The organism is Streptomyces sp. RFCAC02 (assembly GCF_004193175.1).
Taxonomy (GTDB): Bacteria; Actinomycetota; Actinomycetes; order Streptomycetales; family Streptomycetaceae; genus Streptomyces.
In genome coordinates this window covers 5,432,100-5,446,811 of the sequence record NZ_SAUH01000001.1, presented here as the reverse complement: position 1 = coordinate 5,446,811, position 14,712 = coordinate 5,432,100, and the positions used below count along the sequence as shown (strand labels likewise).

General features: G+C 75.1%; 12 protein-coding genes and 2 pseudogenes. 6 read left to right on the top strand and 8 right to left on the bottom strand.

Translation table 11 applies throughout. The annotated features are described in order from the left end of the window. Positions 1-3: 3 nt before the first annotated feature. Both meaB and EMA09_RS25210 read left to right on the top strand, forming a co-directional pair. The gene (gene meaB / locus EMA09_RS25215) at positions 4-1,029 is read left to right on the top strand and encodes a methylmalonyl Co-A mutase-associated GTPase MeaB (protein ID WP_129843258.1); all 1,026 of its coding nucleotides are present in this window, start codon (positions 4-6) and stop codon (positions 1,027-1,029) included. Positions 1,030-1,189: 160 nt separating this feature from the next. Then, positions 1,190-1,678: a hypothetical protein gene (locus EMA09_RS25210; protein WP_129844246.1), complete on the top strand. Its 489-nt coding sequence runs from the start codon at positions 1,190-1,192 to the stop codon at positions 1,676-1,678. Positions 1,679-1,738: 60 nt separating this feature from the next. Here the strand turns inward: EMA09_RS25210 and EMA09_RS25205 are convergent, their stop codons facing one another. Then, positions 1,739-3,799, bottom strand: coding sequence for a glycoside hydrolase family 31 protein (locus EMA09_RS25205; RefSeq protein WP_168220800.1), 2,061 nt, complete (start codon positions 3,797-3,799; stop codon positions 1,739-1,741). A gap of 186 nt (positions 3,800-3,985) precedes the next feature. Between EMA09_RS25205 and EMA09_RS25200 the strand changes: the two genes are divergently transcribed. The 3 genes and pseudogenes from EMA09_RS25200 (at position 3,986) to EMA09_RS29520 (ending at position 6,666) form a co-directional block, all read left to right on the top strand. Continuing rightward, positions 3,986-5,359, top strand: a complete 1,374-nt coding sequence (locus EMA09_RS25200) for a hemolysin family protein (RefSeq protein WP_129844245.1) — start codon at positions 3,986-3,988, stop codon at positions 5,357-5,359. After that, a pseudogene (locus EMA09_RS25195) lies at positions 5,356-6,369 on the top strand (hemolysin family protein); the annotation flags it as partial. The gene EMA09_RS25200 and the pseudogene EMA09_RS25195, both read left to right, overlap by 4 nt. After that, positions 6,343-6,666, top strand: coding sequence for a DUF2795 domain-containing protein (locus EMA09_RS29520; protein ID WP_346655877.1), 324 nt, complete (start codon positions 6,343-6,345; stop codon positions 6,664-6,666). The pseudogene EMA09_RS25195 and the gene EMA09_RS29520, both read left to right, overlap by 27 nt. A 97-nt stretch (positions 6,667-6,763) precedes the next feature. Here EMA09_RS29520 and EMA09_RS25190 read toward each other — a convergent pair whose 3' ends face one another. The 7 genes from EMA09_RS25190 to EMA09_RS25160 all read right to left on the bottom strand — a co-directional run bounded on the left by EMA09_RS25190 (position 6,764) and on the right by EMA09_RS25160 (position 13,539). Continuing rightward, positions 6,764-8,047, bottom strand: a complete 1,284-nt coding sequence (locus EMA09_RS25190; protein ID WP_240796555.1) for an MFS transporter — start codon at positions 8,045-8,047, stop codon at positions 6,764-6,766. Between the two features lie 295 nt (positions 8,048-8,342). Then, a complete protein-coding gene (locus EMA09_RS25185; protein WP_129843254.1) occupies positions 8,343-9,527 on the bottom strand; it encodes a zinc-dependent alcohol dehydrogenase in 1,185 nt (394 codons plus the stop codon). Between the two features lie 45 nt (positions 9,528-9,572). Beyond that, complete coding sequence (locus EMA09_RS25180) at positions 9,573-10,034, bottom strand: SRPBCC family protein (protein ID WP_129843253.1); 462 nt, start codon at positions 10,032-10,034, stop codon at positions 9,573-9,575. 40 nt (positions 10,035-10,074) lie between these two features. Then, on the bottom strand, positions 10,075-11,670 hold the full coding sequence (locus EMA09_RS25175; protein ID WP_129843252.1) for an NAD(P)/FAD-dependent oxidoreductase: 1,596 nt from the start codon (positions 11,668-11,670) through the stop codon (positions 10,075-10,077). Further along, a complete protein-coding gene (locus EMA09_RS25170) occupies positions 11,667-12,722 on the bottom strand; it encodes an NAD-dependent epimerase/dehydratase family protein (protein WP_206306000.1) in 1,056 nt (351 codons plus the stop codon). The genes EMA09_RS25175 and EMA09_RS25170 overlap by 4 nt, the downstream gene beginning before the upstream one ends. A gap of 4 nt (positions 12,723-12,726) precedes the next feature. Next, on the bottom strand, positions 12,727-13,110 hold the full coding sequence (locus EMA09_RS25165) for a DUF2267 domain-containing protein (protein ID WP_129843251.1): 384 nt from the start codon (positions 13,108-13,110) through the stop codon (positions 12,727-12,729). 9 nt (positions 13,111-13,119) lie between these two features. After that, positions 13,120-13,539, bottom strand: coding sequence for a CBS domain-containing protein (locus EMA09_RS25160; protein WP_129843250.1), 420 nt, complete (start codon positions 13,537-13,539; stop codon positions 13,120-13,122). A 310-nt stretch (positions 13,540-13,849) separates the two neighbouring features. On the opposite strand from EMA09_RS25160, the pseudogene EMA09_RS25155 reads away from it, so the two are divergent. Continuing rightward, positions 13,850-14,692: pseudogene (locus tag EMA09_RS25155) on the top strand (SigB/SigF/SigG family RNA polymerase sigma factor); the annotation flags it as partial. Positions 14,693-14,712: the final 20 nt, after the last annotated feature.

The following is a 14,712-nucleotide window of genomic DNA, read 5'->3' as shown; positions in this document are numbered from 1 at the left end:
GGCGTGCCGAGACCGATCGATGTGGGCGCGTATGCGGCGGGTGTCCTGGCGGGCTCCCGCGCCCAGGTGGCGCGCGCCATCACGCTGGTGGAGTCGAGCCGCCCCGACCACCGGCGGCTGGCACAGCGGCTGCTGCTCGACCTGCTGCCGCACGCGGGCCGGGCGCTGCGGGTGGGGATCAGCGGCGTCCCCGGCGTGGGCAAGTCCACGTTCATCGACGCCCTGGGCACGGTGCTGACCGGCCGCGGGCACCGGGTGGCGGTGCTGGCGGTCGATCCGTCGTCCACGCGGACGGGCGGTTCGATCCTCGGGGACAAGACACGGATGGCGCGGCTCGCCGTCGATCCGGCGGCGTTCGTCCGGCCGTCGCCGACGGCGGGGACGCTCGGCGGAGTCGCCCGGGCGACGCGCGAGACGATCGTCGTCATGGAGGCGGCCGGGTACGACGTGGTGCTGGTGGAGACGGTCGGCGTCGGCCAGTCGGAGACGGCGGTCGCCTCGATGGTCGACACGTTCCTGCTGCTGACGCTGGCCAGGACGGGCGACCAGTTGCAGGGGATCAAGAAGGGGGTCATCGAACTCGCCGACGTCATCGCCGTCAACAAGGCGGACGGTCCGCACGAGCGGGACGCCCGCGCCGCCGCCCGCGAGCTGGCCGGCGCACTGCGGATGCTGGGGCCGGCCGACCCCGTGTGGTCCCCGCCCGTCCTGACGTGCAGCGCGCAGGAGGGCACGGACCTGGACCGGGTGTGGGAGCGGGTCGAGGCGCACCGCTCGGCGCTGGACGCGGCCGGGCTGCTCGCGGCGCGGCGGCGCGAGCAGCAGGTGGAGTGGACGTGGTCGATGGTGCGGGAGCACCTGCTGGCCCGCCTGCGCGACGACCCGGAGGTGCGCCGTGTCGCGCCGCTGGTGGAGGAACGCGTGCGCGCCGGCACCCTCACGGCGACCCTCGCGGCACAACGGTTGCTGGCCGCCTTCGGCATGCCGGAGGACGGCGCGGACGGCGATACGTCGTACGCGCCGCTGTGATCGGTGGAACCGGGCACCGTGTCGGCCCGGTTCGCGGGCTCATGGGCAGCATGGCCTCGCCACCGCAGGCCACAGGGCCGCCGGATACACTGCGCCTCCCCGGCAGGAGGTCGCCCCCGTGTCACGCGTCTGGATACGTGCCGGTGCCCCGTCGGCCCTGGTGCTTTGCGCCCTGTCCGGATGCTCTTTCCCCCTGGGCTGCACCGACACGACGGCGGAACGCGGTGAAGCCGGTGTCAGCGTGCAGGTCGAGGACACGTACGGGCAGCGCCTCGGTGTCACCGCCGAGGTCGTCGACTGGCGTCTTGAGCCCCACCCGCAGGTGCCCGCCGAGGGCGACCGGATCCACTTCCACTATCGCTTCGACGGCGCCGACGAGATGAACGGCCCCGCGGTGGATGCCTGCGCGGTCGACGAGCAGCGCGTGGCCCTGGGCTGCCTGACGGTCTATTCGGACATGGCGTGGCCCGAGCCGGACGGTACCCGCACGGGCGACGAGTGGCTCTCCGTCGAGCGTCCCGAGCGGGTCGCCCGCGTGTTGCTGATCCCGAACGACCAGTCCTACGATCCGCGGTACTGCGAGCAGGACCTCAAGGACGGCGGCGGGACGCATCCCCCGGAACCGGCCGAGGCCGGGGACCAGTTGTAGGGGGCCGCCGGAGTCCCGGTGCCGGCGCCGTCCGGACCGGCTTTCCCGACGGAAGCGCGGTCACGGCGCCGTGGTGTCCTCCGTGAGCAGGCCCTCCAGGCCCCGGTCCGCCCGTACGAAAGCGGGGAACTGACCCGGCTCGCAGTGCACCTCGCGCCAGCCCGCGCCCTGTTGCGGCGGGCAGCCGAGGAGCGGCAGCCAGTCGCCGTCCGGCACCCAGAACGTCCGTGAGCCGCCGGCCTCCAGGATCGGCGCGACCAGGATGTCGGGGCCGAGCATGTACTGGAGTTCCGCGTCGCGCGCGGCCCGGTCGCCGGGGAAGGCGAGCGGCATCGGGCGCATCAGCGGCAGCCCGTCCGCCGAGTCGTACAGGTAGCGGCGCATGCGGTGCCGCAGGCGGCACGCCGCGATGGCGGCGGAACGGGCCGGCTCCGGATAGGCCGTCGGTTCGCGCCGGCCCACCCCGTGGAAACGCATGATCGGCGTGAACGCGGCCCACTGCGCCCAGCGGCCGTACAGCTCGGGATCCACGTCGGCGAGGACCGCGTCCGGGGTCATGGTCTTCCGCAGTTCGACGGCGCGGCGGTAGGCGGCCGGCGTCCAGTAGCCGCCCCCGTCGTGGCTGACGGCCGAGCAGCCGCTCAGCGACATGGACAGCACCGCCCGCAGCGTCGAGACGAGGCCGCTCCACGACGAGGGCAGGTCGCCCGCCCAGTGCGCGGCGTCCCGCTGGGAGCCGGCCGTCCCCGACCTGGCGACGGGGACGAAGTCGCCGCCCCGCGCGCGGAGGCCCGCCTCGCGGACGGCCCGCTGGTAGAGCAGCCCGTAGCTGTTGCGGCGCTCGGGGCCGCGCGTCCCGTCGGCGAAGACGGCACCGTCGGGGATCTCCTCGCCGAAGTCGGCCAGCACGGCCGCGTTGCCCTCCTCGCGGAGCGTGCGGGCGAGGCGGTCGATCCACCACTCGCGGGCGTCCGGGTCGGTGAAGTCGACGGGGAGGCAGTCGGGGTTGTCCGCCGTGTGGACCGGCCGGCCCGCCGGGTCCCGCACGAGGAAGCCGCGGCGCGTCAGGTCGTCGGCGAGCGGGGTCCCGCGCTGGATGTACGGGTTGATCCACAGGCTGGTGCGGATGCCCCGGTCCGCGAGGCGTTCGCTCCAGCCGGCCGGGAACCGGTCGCGCGCGGGCGGCGACGACCAGGCGGCGGAGTCGAGAACGGGGTCCTCCAGCCACTCGTCGACGTGCACGACGTCGACCGGGCAGCCGGCCGCGTCGAGACCGTCCACCGTGCGGACGACCTCGTCCGCGGTGAAGTAGGACGACCGGCTCATCCACACGCCGTACGCCCAGTACGGCAGGTCGAGGGAGTGCCCGGTGAGGCCGAGATAGGAGCGCAGCACGGTGGGCGCGTCGCCGCTGAGCAGGAACAGGTCCATCTCGTCCCCGCGCACCTCGATCCGGGCGGCCTCGGAGTGGGTCGCCCCGATGTCCGCCTTCACGGGGCCGCCGGTGTTCGTGAACAGGCCCCAGCCGGCGTCGGACCACAGGAACGGGATGTTGAGGTAGGCGGAGTCGCGGCCGGCGGCGCGGTTCTCCTCGATGTTGCGGAGGTTGCGGTGCCGGCCGCGCAGGCCGATGCCCTGGTAGCTCTCGCCGCCGCCGTAGACCTGCGAGTCGGGCGCGAGGTGGATGGTCTCCACCCAGCCCGCGGGGCTGCCCTGCCGTGCGGGCAGGAAACCGGCGTGGAACGGGACGGTCGCCCCCTCCGGCTCCGAGAAGCGTTGGAACGCCCCGAAGCGGAGGCCCTGCGGGGCGCTCTCGCCCGGCGGCATCCCCGCGGTCGTGCCCGCCTCCCACTCGGCGTGGACGCCGGGGCCGGTGATCTCGGTACCGCCGGGCACGCGGCGCAGGCGCGCCGGCCGGTGCGGCAGGTCGACCAGCAGCGGCGTCGAGCCGCGCGGGCCGGGGTCGGCGCCCGTGGGGCTGACCAGCCGGACGCGCAGGACACCGGGCAGGGGAACGGTGCACGAGAAGCGCACCGTGCGGCCCGATGCGAGGGTGACCTGGAGGAACTCCAGGTCGGCCGCCGGCTCGGCGGCCACGTAGGGGTCCGTGCCGTTCTCCATCGGCGCCGGGTACCCGGCGGCGGCACGGCGTAACGGCGGCTGCGCTCCCCGCCCCGGGGTAGACGGGACCGGGGGTGGCTGCATTCGGGTACCGGGCGCCCGCATCACTGCGCGGCACGCGGTCACCCCTCCGGGCGGGCGCGGACAATGTGCGCCGCCGGTGCGCGAGAAGGAAGGGGCGAGATGCTGACCGAGGTTCTGCTGCTCCTGCTGGCGGTGGCGCTGACGCTGGCCTGCTCGGTGTTCGTGGCGGCGGAGTTCTCCCTCACCACGGTGGAGCGGGGCGAGCTGGAACGCGCGGAGGCCGAGGGCCTGCCGGGCGCGGCCGGCGCGCTGAAGGCCGTGCGCGCCCTCACGCTGCAGCTCTCGGGCTCGCAGCTCGGCATCACGGTGACCTCCCTCGTCATCGGCATGCTGGCCGAGCCGTCCCTCGCGGCCCTGCTGCGCGGGCCGATCGGTGCGACGGGGCTGCCCGCGGGCCTCGCGTCGTCCCTGGCGGTCGCGCTCGGCGTGGCGATCTCGACGGTGGTGCTCATGGTGATCGGCGAGCTGGTGCCGAAGAACTGGGCGATCTCCCACCCGCTGCTGCTCGCGCGGCGCGTCGCGGGACCGCAGCGGGCGTTCACCCACGCGTTCGGGCCGTTCATCCGGCACCTCAACAACACGGCGAACCGGCTGGTGCGCCGCGTCGGCCTGGAGCCGACGGAGGAGCTGGCGTCGGCGCGGACCCCGCAGGAGCTGGTGGCGCTGGCCCGGCACTCGGCGGCCGAGGGCGTGCTGCCGCCCGACTCGGCCGAGCTGTTCGTGCGCACGCTGCACCTGGGCGACCTGACGGCGGAGAACGTGATGACGCCGCGCGTCGAGGTGCACGCCCTCGCCGCCACGGCGTCGGCCGCCGACGCCGCGAACCTGACGCTCGCCACCGGCCTGTCGCGCTTCCCGGTGTACGACGACGGCCTCGACGACGTGGTGGGCATCGTGCACATCAAGGACGTGCTGGCCCTGGAGGACGCCGACCGCGCGGAGACCCCCGTCTCGCGGCTCCTCACCGAGCCGCCCCTCGTGCCCGACAGCCTGCCCGTGGACCGGCTGCTGGAACGGCTGCGCGGCACGCGGTCGATGGCCGTCGTGGTGGACGAGTACGGCGGCACCGCGGGCGTCGTCACCATGGAGGACATCGTCGAGGAGGTCGTCGGGGCGGTGCGGGACGAGCACGACCCCGACGAGGAGCCCGACCTGGCTCCCCGCGGCACCGGCCGCTGGGAGGTGGAGGGCGGCCTGCGCACGGACGAGCTGGCGTCCGTCGGGATGCGCGTCCCCGAGGGGCCGTACGAGACGGTGGCGGGCCTGGTCGCCACCTGGCTGGAGCGCATCCCCGAGGAGGGGGACACCGTCGAGGTGGACGGCTGGCGCTTCGAGGTGCTGGTGGTCGCGCGGCACCGGGCGGAGCGGGTCCTCGTCACCTCGCCGCCCCGGCCCGGCACCGGCGGCGACCGTGCCGGCGGAGGCGACGGCGACGGCGACGGCGACGGCGACGGCGACGGGAGGAGCGCGCGGTGACCCTCGTCCAGCTCGCCGTCGGATTCCTGACCCTGCTGACGAACGCCTTCTTCGTCGGCGGCGAATTCTCGCTCATCTCGGTGCGGCGCGACCAGATCGAGCCGCGCGCCGAGGCTGGCGAACGCCGCGCGCGCACCGTCCTGTGGGCGCTGCGGCACCTCTCCCCCATGCTCGCCACGGCGCAGCTCGGCGTCACGGCGTCCTCGCTGGTGCTGGGCGCGGTGGCCGAGCCCGCCATCGCGCACCTGCTGGAGCCCGTCTTCCACGCGGTGGGCGTGCCGGGCGGCATCGGTCACACGATCGCGTTCGCCGTCGCGCTGGCGGCGGCCACCTACACGCACATGCTGTTCGGCGAGATGGTGCCGAAGAACATCGCCCTGGCGGCGCCGGAACGCTGCGTCCTGCTGTTCGTGCCTCCGCTCGTCGCCGTGACCCGCGGGCTGCGGCCCCTGGTCTTCGGCATCAACGCGCTGGCCAACGGGTGTCTGCGGCTGCTGCGCGTCGAACCGAAGGACGAGGTGTCGTCGGTCTTCACCGACGAGCAGCTCACCCGGCTGGTGCGCGACTCGTCGGCCGCCGGGCTGCTGCCGGAGGACGAGAGCGACCGGCTGCGGGACGCCCTGACGCTGGGCCGGCGCACCGTCGCCGAGGTGATGGTGCCGCTGGCCCGCATGGTGACGGTCGACCGCCGTGTCACGCCGCGGCGTCTTGAGCGCGTGTCCGCGCGGTCGGGCTTCTCCCGCTTCCCGGTGACGGGTCCCGGCAGCAGCGTGCTGGGCTTCCTGCACGTGAAGGACGCGCTGGAGACGGCCGAGCGCGACCGGCCGTTCCCCCGGGACGCGCTGCACCCGGTCGTCACGGTGCGTCTCGACACGCCGCTGGACGACGCCCTCACGGCGATGCGCCGCACGGTGACGCACCTGGCGGCCGTGATCAGCGGCCGGGGCCGGCTGCTGGGCTTCGTCACGATGGAGGACGTGCTGATGGAGCTCGTCGGCCCGCCCGCGCCCGGCGGGACCGGGGAGACGGCCGGATTGGACGGCCCGGCCGGAGGGTACGCGGGAGAGGCCGTTACCGGACATTCCGGTCGATCCGGCGCACAGGAGAAGGAGGCCGCCATGGGCAAGCCCAATCCGATCGAGGTGCAGAAGGCCCTGAAGGGCATCCGGTACCCCGCCGACACCTCGTCGCTGGCCGAGCAGGCCAGGAAGAACCACGCCGACAAGGATCTCGTGCAGCGCATGGAGAACCTGAAGGGCAGGAAGTTCGACGGGCCGAACGACGTCGAGAAGGCGATCTTCGACTGACGCCCGCCCGGCCGCCGCCCCCATCCCCCTTCCGCGGCGGCGTGCCCGGCATGCCCGTGCCCCGGCCCGCGAGGACCGGGGCACGGGCACGTCCGCGTCAGGCGACGGAGGCCAGCTCCTCCTTCGGCGCCGGAGCGGCGGCGGCCGCCGGCATCCGGGCGGTGACGACGCGCGCGGCCCTGGCCCGCCGGCCGTGGACGCACATCCCGGCCGTCGAGGCGGACGCGATGAGCACGCCGCCCAGGACCAGGGCGCCCCTGGCCCCCATCGTCTCCATGAGGACGCCGATCAGCGGCGGTCCCACGAGGCCCCAGCCGGTGCTCAGGCTCCGCCACACGCCCAGCACGCGGCCGCGCATGTGCTCGGGCGGATCGGTCTGCAGCACGGTCGTCCCCGCCGTGTCGGACACCGACTCGACCACCGCCATCGGCACCACGAGCAGGATCAGCAGGCCGAGGGACGGGCTGAGGCCCGCCGCGATCTGGAGCAGCGCCCCCACGGCCGCCATCGCGGCCACCAGCCGCACCGACGGGCGCTGGAGGACGCCCGCGACGAGGGCGCCGGCGGTGCCGCCGATCGCGAGGGCCGTTGCCACGCCGCCGAACGACCCCGCGCCGCCGGCGAGCGGTCCGGTCACCAGGACGGCGAGGGTGAGGCCGTAGTTGCGGCCGAACACCGCGCTCAGCCCGGTGACGGCCGCCAGCGCGACCAGGCGCGGGCTGTGCAGGAAGAACCGCAGCCCGTCGCGCGCCCCGGCGTTCGCGGCGGGCGCCGGCCGTCCCCGCCGGCGGTGCCCCGCGGGGGGTACGGCGACCGGCTCGGCCGCGGCGTCCCGCTCGGCGGGGCGGAGGAACGGGATGACGGCCGTGACGAACAGGAACGACAGACCGTTCACGGCGAACGCGGCGGCCGTACCGGCCAGCGCGACGGCGGCGCCCGCCAGCGCGGTCCCGGCGAGCCGGCCGACGCTGTGGACGGCGGAGCCGAGGGCGATCGACGAGGGGACGTCCTCGCGCCGCACCAGGTCGTTGCCGAGCAGGGCGCACGCGGGGCCGTCCACGGTCGCGATGATGCCGGTGACGGCCGACAGCACGAGCAGCGCGGGGACGTTCAGCGCGCCCATGACGACGAGCAGGGCGGTGGTGAAGGCGACCAGGCCGAGGGCCGCCTGGCTCACGGCCGCGGTGACCTTGCGCGGCCACGCGTCGACGGCGGCGCCGCCGGCCAGGCCGAGGAGGAGCCCGGGGCCGGCCTGCACGGCCAGCGAGACCCCCGTCATGGCGGCGGAGCCGGTGACGTCGAGGACCAGCAGGTTCTGGACGGTGAGCTGCATCCAGGTGCCGGCGTTCGAGAAGAGGTTGGCGAGCGACCACCAGCGCATGCTGGGGTACCTGAGGCAGCGCCAGGGACTGCGGTCACTGCCCGCGGCGCGCCGGACGCGCCCGGGGGCAGGGGCGGAGGAGGGCATGGGAATGGGATCTGCCTGGAGAAGGAGGGGGACGCTCCCGGGACCGGGCGGCGTCGCACCGCCGGAAGCGGCACCCACCATGACAGAGCGGCGCCCGGCCCGGAAGACCAAGATCGCCCCGGACCGGGCGCGGCACACCGACTCCCCTGATGAGAGCCTGTTCTGCCCGCCCCCGTGCCGTTGGTCACAGACGGCCGACGTGCAGCCGTCAGGGCTTGAGGACGATCTTCGCCGCCTCCTTGTGCTGGAACATCCGGTACGCCTCGGGCGCCTCCGCCAGCGGCATGTGGTGGGTCGCGAAGTCGTCCACGCCCAGCGGATCGCCGTCGCCGAGGAGCGGCAGGATGTCCGGGACCCAGCGGTGGACGTTCGCCTGGCCCATGCGCAACTGGATCTGCTTGTCGAACAGCCGCAGCATCGGCATCGGGTCGGCCATCCCGCCGTAGACACCGCTCAGGGAGACCGTGCCGCCGCGCCGCACCATGTCGATGGCCAGGTACAGCGCGGTGAGCCGGTCCACGCCCGCCTTGCCCGCGAGCTTCTCGGCGATCCGGTCGGGCAGCAGGCCGGGCAGCGCCTGCATCATCTTGCCCACGCTCGCTCCGCCGCCGCCGTGCGCCTCCATGCCGACCGCGTCGATCACGGCGTCGGGTCCCCGGCCGTCGGTGCGGTCGCGGACGGTCTGCGCGATGTCGTCGTGCTGCGTGAGGTCGAGCGCCTCGGCCCCGCGCGCCATGACGCGGGCGAGCCGCTCGGGCACGAGGTCGATCCCGAAGACCTTGCCCGCACCTCGGTGCAGGGCGATCCGGCAGGCCATGTCGCCGATGGGGCCGAGCCCGAGGACGGCGACGCTGCCGCCGGGCGGCACGGCGGCGTACTCCACGGCCTGCCACGCGGTGGGCAGCACGTCGGACAGGTAGAGGTACCGGTCGTCCGGCACGTCGGCTGGCACCTTGAGCGGCCCGTACTGGGCCTGCGGCACGCGCAGGTACTCGGCCTGGGCGCCCGGCACCGAACCGTACAGCTTGGTGTAGCCGAACAGGGCGGCGCCCGAGCCCTGCTCCCGCACCGCGGTGGTCTCGCACTGCGTCTGGAGGCCGTTGCGGCACATCCAGCACCGCCCGCACGCGATCTGGAACGGCACGACCACCCGGTCCCCCGGCCGCAGGGAGGTCACCTCGGCGCCCGTCTCCTCGACGACGCCGAGCGGTTCGTGGCCGAGGATGTCGCCGGGTGTCATGAACGGCGCGAGGACCTCGTACAGGTGCAGGTCCGAGCCGCACAGCCCGGAGGACGTGACGCGGATGACCGCGTCCGTGGGTTCCTTGACCGCCGGATCGGGCACCTCGTCGATCCGGACGTCGCGCTTGCCGTGCCACACCGCCGCCTTCATTCCGGCTCACCTCCGTGGGGGACTTGACGGGTGCCGGGTACCCCGTCAGGCGGCCCGCCTCCCCTGCGCCCCGGACGGCTCGGCCTCGACCAGCGCGCACAGCAGGCGCAGCATGTGGCGGTTGCGGAGCTGGAGGACGGCGTCGGCGGCCCGGTTGTGGAGCCGGCCGCCGGGGCCGCGCAGCGGGTGCTCGTCGACGATCACGAGGCTGTCCTCGCCCCAGGGCCGGATCTCGATGCCGATCCTGGCCGATCCGAGGAGCCGGGTCTCCGCCTCCAGCTCCAGGCGGTGCGACGGCTCGCTGTCGCGCACGACGGTGCGCCCCGAGTTCCGCAGCGGCCCGAGGGCCAGCGTGTAGCGCAGGGACGCGCCGGTGGCGGGCCAGTCGCCCTCCAGGGGCACGGAATCCCGGGTGCCGACGACCCAGCGGTGGTAGTTCTCCGGGACGGAGAGGAACTCCCACACGCACGCGGGCGGTCGGCGGATCAGGACGGAACGGGCGGCCACGGCAGACCTCCTCCGGTACGCGGCGGGCGAGGCGCGGACATCAGCGCCCGGCCCTGCGGAAACGGGCGGCCCACAGGGCGGCGCGGGCCGCGTTGGCCCCGGGCGCGCCGTGGACGCCGCCGCCGGGGTGGGCGCCGGCCGAGGCGAGGTACAGGCCCGCGACGGGCGTCGTGGGGCGGCCGCTGCCGGGCACCGGGCGGAGGAAGAGCTGCTGGTGCGCCTGGGCCGTGCCGCCGTTGAGCGAGCCGCCGACGAGGCTGCGGTTCAGGTCCCGCATGTCCGGCGGGGCCAGGACGCGGCGGGCCGTGACGCGTGAGCGGAAGCCGGGCGCGAGGCGTTCGACGGCTTCCTCCATCCGTTCGGCCACGGTCTCGCGCAGCTCCGCCGTCCAGCCCCCGGCGGGCTCCTCGAAGTGCTGGGGCAGGTGCGTGTAGGCCCAGGCCGACTCGCCGCCGGCCGGCGACCTGGTCGGGTCGGAGGTCGTCATCTGGCCGAGGACGAGGCAGGGTTTGTCGGGCAGCCGGTGCGCCGCGATGTCGGCGGTCTCTCTGGCGAGGTGGTCGATGCTGTCGGCGACGTGGACGGTGCCGGCGCCGACGGCGTCGCCCGCGCTCCACGGGATGGGTCCCGACAGCGCCCAGTCCATCTTGAAGGTGGCGTAGTCCCATTCGAAGCGCCGCATGTCGGCGCGCAGGCGGGCCGGCAGGTGCTCCCAGCCGACGAGCCCTCCGTAGAGGTCGGGCGCGGGCACGTCGGCGAGGACGCGGCGGGCCGGGACGCGCTCGCCGTCGGCCGTGACGACACCACGGCAGCGTCCCGACGCGACGACGACGCCGGTCACGGGCGTACCGCAGCGCAGTTCGCCGCCCCTCTCCCGCAGCCGGCGCACGAGGGCCGCCGTCAGCTCCCCGGCGCCGCCCTCGGGGACGGGCCAGCCGTGGTGCTGCCCGAGCATGACCATCAGCAGGCCGAACGCGCCGCTGCCCGGCATCTCGGGCGAGAAGTCGGCGTGCAGGCCCGCGCCGGTGAACAGCAGCGGGCCGCCCTCGCCGGCGAAGTGCTCGGCGCCGAACCGCCGGGCGGGCAGGGCCAGCATGCGCAGGGTGCGCAGGCCGCCGCCGCGTCCGGGGAGGCGGGCGGCGAGCCGGGCGGCGGCGCGCACCGGCGGGAAGGGGGCGAGGATGGCGTCCATCACCCGGTCGCCGAGACGGTCCCACAGGGCGGCCAGCCGCAGGTACGCGTCACCGTCGCCGGGCGCGAACGCCTCCAGGGACGCGGCCGTCACGTCGCGGTCGCGGTGCAGCACGGCGCACCGCCCGTCCGGCAGGGGGTGGGCCAGGACGGAGGGCGCGTGCCGCCAGCGCAGGCCCCAGCGTTCGAGGTGCAGGGACCGCAGCACGGGGGACGAGACGGCCAGCGGGTAGAACGAGCTGAACGTGTCGTGCACATGGTCCGGGTGGACGGCGCGGTCGCTGCGCACGGCCCCGCCCGGCGTGTCCTCGGCCTCCAGGACGAGGACACGCCAGCCGGCGTCGGCGAGGACGTTGGCGGCGACCAGGCCGTTGGGCCCGGCGCCGATCACCACGGCGTCCCATGCGGCGGGATCCGGTGCGTCGGGAGCGTCGGGCAGGATCATGCGCGGCCTCCGGTGCCGGTGAGGATCTCGCGCAGCCTGCCGCCGCCCGGCAGCCGGCCGCGCAGGGGCGGGGTGTCGGCGCCCGCGCGGTCGCGCAGGCCGGCGAGCAGGGCGGTGAGGGTGTCCTCGGCCGAGTGGGCCGGTGTCCAGCCCAGCTCGCGGTGCGCCCGCCCGGTGTCCATGAGCGGGAGCGCGGCGACGGCGTCGAGCAGCCACGGTGAGGTGGCGAACAGGCGCAGCCGCCAGGCGGCGGCCGTCGCCGCGCGCAGCGCCGCGTACGGGACGCGGACCGTCCGCGCGCCGGTGAGGCGGGCGAGCAGCGCCGCGTCCACGGGCGGGTCGGCGGCGAGGTTGAAGGCCCCGGTGACCGGCCGCGTCACGGCCAGGTGGAAGGCGTCGGCGGCGTCGTCCGAGTGCAGGACCTGGAACCGCACCCCCGGCGCGGCCGGCAGGACACCCGGGAGCCGGGACGGCATGAACGGCCCGCCGAACGCGCGGCGCTGGTGCGCGGACGAGCCCGCCGACAGGACGAGTCCCGGCCGCAGCCGGACGGTCCGCACCCCCGGGTTGCGGGCCTCGAACGCGTCGAGGAGCCGTTCCGCGTACGCCTTCTCCCGCGCGTAGGCGCACGCCGGGTCGGCGCCGTGCGTCGGGTGGTCCTCCGCCACACGGCCGGCGCCGGGGCCGGCGGGCGCGTACGCCACGACGGACGAGGCGTGGACGAACGCCGGGACGCGGGCGGCGGCCGCCGCTGCCAGGACCCGCGAGGTGCCCAGGACGTTGGTGCTCCAGGTCCGCTGCGGCCGGTGCGACGGCTGGAAGAGCACGCTGAGGTGCGCGATCACGTCCGCGCCGGCGAACACGTCGGCGAGCCCCGCGTCCCGGGTGACGTCGCACGCCGCCCAGGTGACGCCGGGCGGTGACCCGTCGCGCGGCGGGCGCCGTGCGATGCCGGTCACCGCGGCGACGGCCGGATCGGCCGCGAGGCGCGCGACGAGGCCGCTGCCGATGTTGCCGGTTGCGCCGGTCACCACGACGCGCAGGCCCGCCACGGCGTCAGGCCAGTTCCGCGTAGCCGAAGAGATCGGCGTAGCCGGAGGGGAGCTGGCTGAGCAGTTTGTTCATCTCGCCGCCGCTGACGCGTTCGGTGATGGCGGAGAAGACGTTGCGGGTGTCGGTCTCCGCCGTCTCCTCGTCCTCGCCGGCGTAGGTGGCCACCTGCGTGATGAACTCGCTCACGCCCCACGTGGTGCCGCCGTCGCCCGCGCCTTCCAGGATGTCGGCGACCGGGTCGGGGAGCTGGTCGGCGAGGTGCTGGGACGAGTGGGCCGGCAGCCGTTCGCCGAGGGTGCGCACCACCGCCTCGACGACGGTGGCGGCCTCCTCGTCGGGGTAGTCGCCGCTCTCTCGGACCTTGCTGAGGAACTCTCCGTACGTCATGACGCCCCCTCAGCGGTTCGGCTCGGCGGCGGCGATGGCGGCGAGCCCCGAGTCGGAGTCCAGCTCGATCGCGAGGTCGCCGAGGGCCAGCATGCCGACGAGTTCGCCGTCGCTGACGACGGGCAGCCTGCGCACGGAGCGCTCCCGCATGAGGCGGGCGGCGTCGGACAGTCCGCTGTCGGGTGCGACGGTGACGAGGTCGCGGGTGCTGGCGGCGTCCCGTACCGGTGTGTCGCCGCCGCGGTCGTCCGCGACGACCCGGACGGCTATGTCCCGGTCGGTGACGACGCCGACGAGGCGCCCCCCGTCGGTGATCGCGACGTCGCCGGTGTCGCGGTGCTTCATCAGCCGCGCCGCGTCCGCGACGGACTCCTCCGCGCCGATGGTGGCGGGCTCGCGGGTCATCAGGTCGGCAACGGTCTGGGCCATGACGGTCATCTCCCATGGACGTGGCTGCTGGGTCGCGGCTGGCGGGTAACCAGGCGCGGCCCGGGAAAACCTGCGGAACGACATTCCCGACATTCCCGAGATGTGTGATTCGCGAATCACCGGCAGACTGAGGGGAACGCAGTCCCGACTCCCGTGGCGAGCACCGAGCCGAACGCGCGCCCCCTCACCTGGGAGAACAGATGAACACTCCCGTCCCGCCGTCCCCCGGCGACGCCGGACCGCCCCCTCCGGGTCACCGTCGGCGTCCCCCGGATCCGGGCCGGCGCAGCCCCGCGCCCGGCGCAGGGGACGCCACCCGCACGACGACGCCCCCGACACCCGGCGGCAGTTCGAACGCATCGCCGAACTCCCGCCGTGTCCCGAACGGGACCAACTGCTGCGCGAGGTGGTCTGCGCCTGGATCCCCATGGCCGACCGGCTGGCCCGGACGTTCCGTGACCGGGGGGAGGCCCTTGAAGACCTGGAGCAGGTCGCGGCGCTCGGGCTCGTGAAGGCCGTCCACCGGTACGACCCCAGCAGGGGGCGGCCGTTCGAGAGCTACGCCGTGCCGACCATCGTGGGCGAGGTCAAGCGCCACTTCCGCGACCACATGTGGGGGCTGCACGTCCCGCGCCGCACGCAGGAGCTGCGCAACCGCGTGCGCGCCGCCGCCCGCCAGCTCACCTACCGCATCGACGAGCGCGGCCCGAGCGTCGAGCAGATCGCCGAGCACTCCGGCCTGACGGAGGACGAGGTCCGCACCGGCCTCGAAGCGCTGGAGAGCTACAGCACCCTGTCGCTGAACGCCGAGCTGCCGGGGTCCGACGGCGACTACTCCCTCATGGACACCCTCGGCGAGCCCGAGCCCGGCTTCGACCGCGTGGTGGACCGCGAGTCCGTCCGCTCCCCGCTGCGGGAACTCCCCGAGCGCGAGCGGGAGATCCTCTACCTGCGGTTCTTCCACGGCATGACGCAGAGCCGCATCGCCCGGCGGCTCGGCATCTCGCAGATGCACGTGTCCCGGCTGCTGGCCCGCGCCTGCGAACGGATCAGGGAACAGGTCGAGGGCCCCGGGGAGGCCGAGGCGGAGACCGGCGCCGCGCCCGGCACGGAGCGCGGCGCACGGCCCGCCGGCCGCCGCGCGGCGGCATGACCGGACGGCCGCGGGGAAGC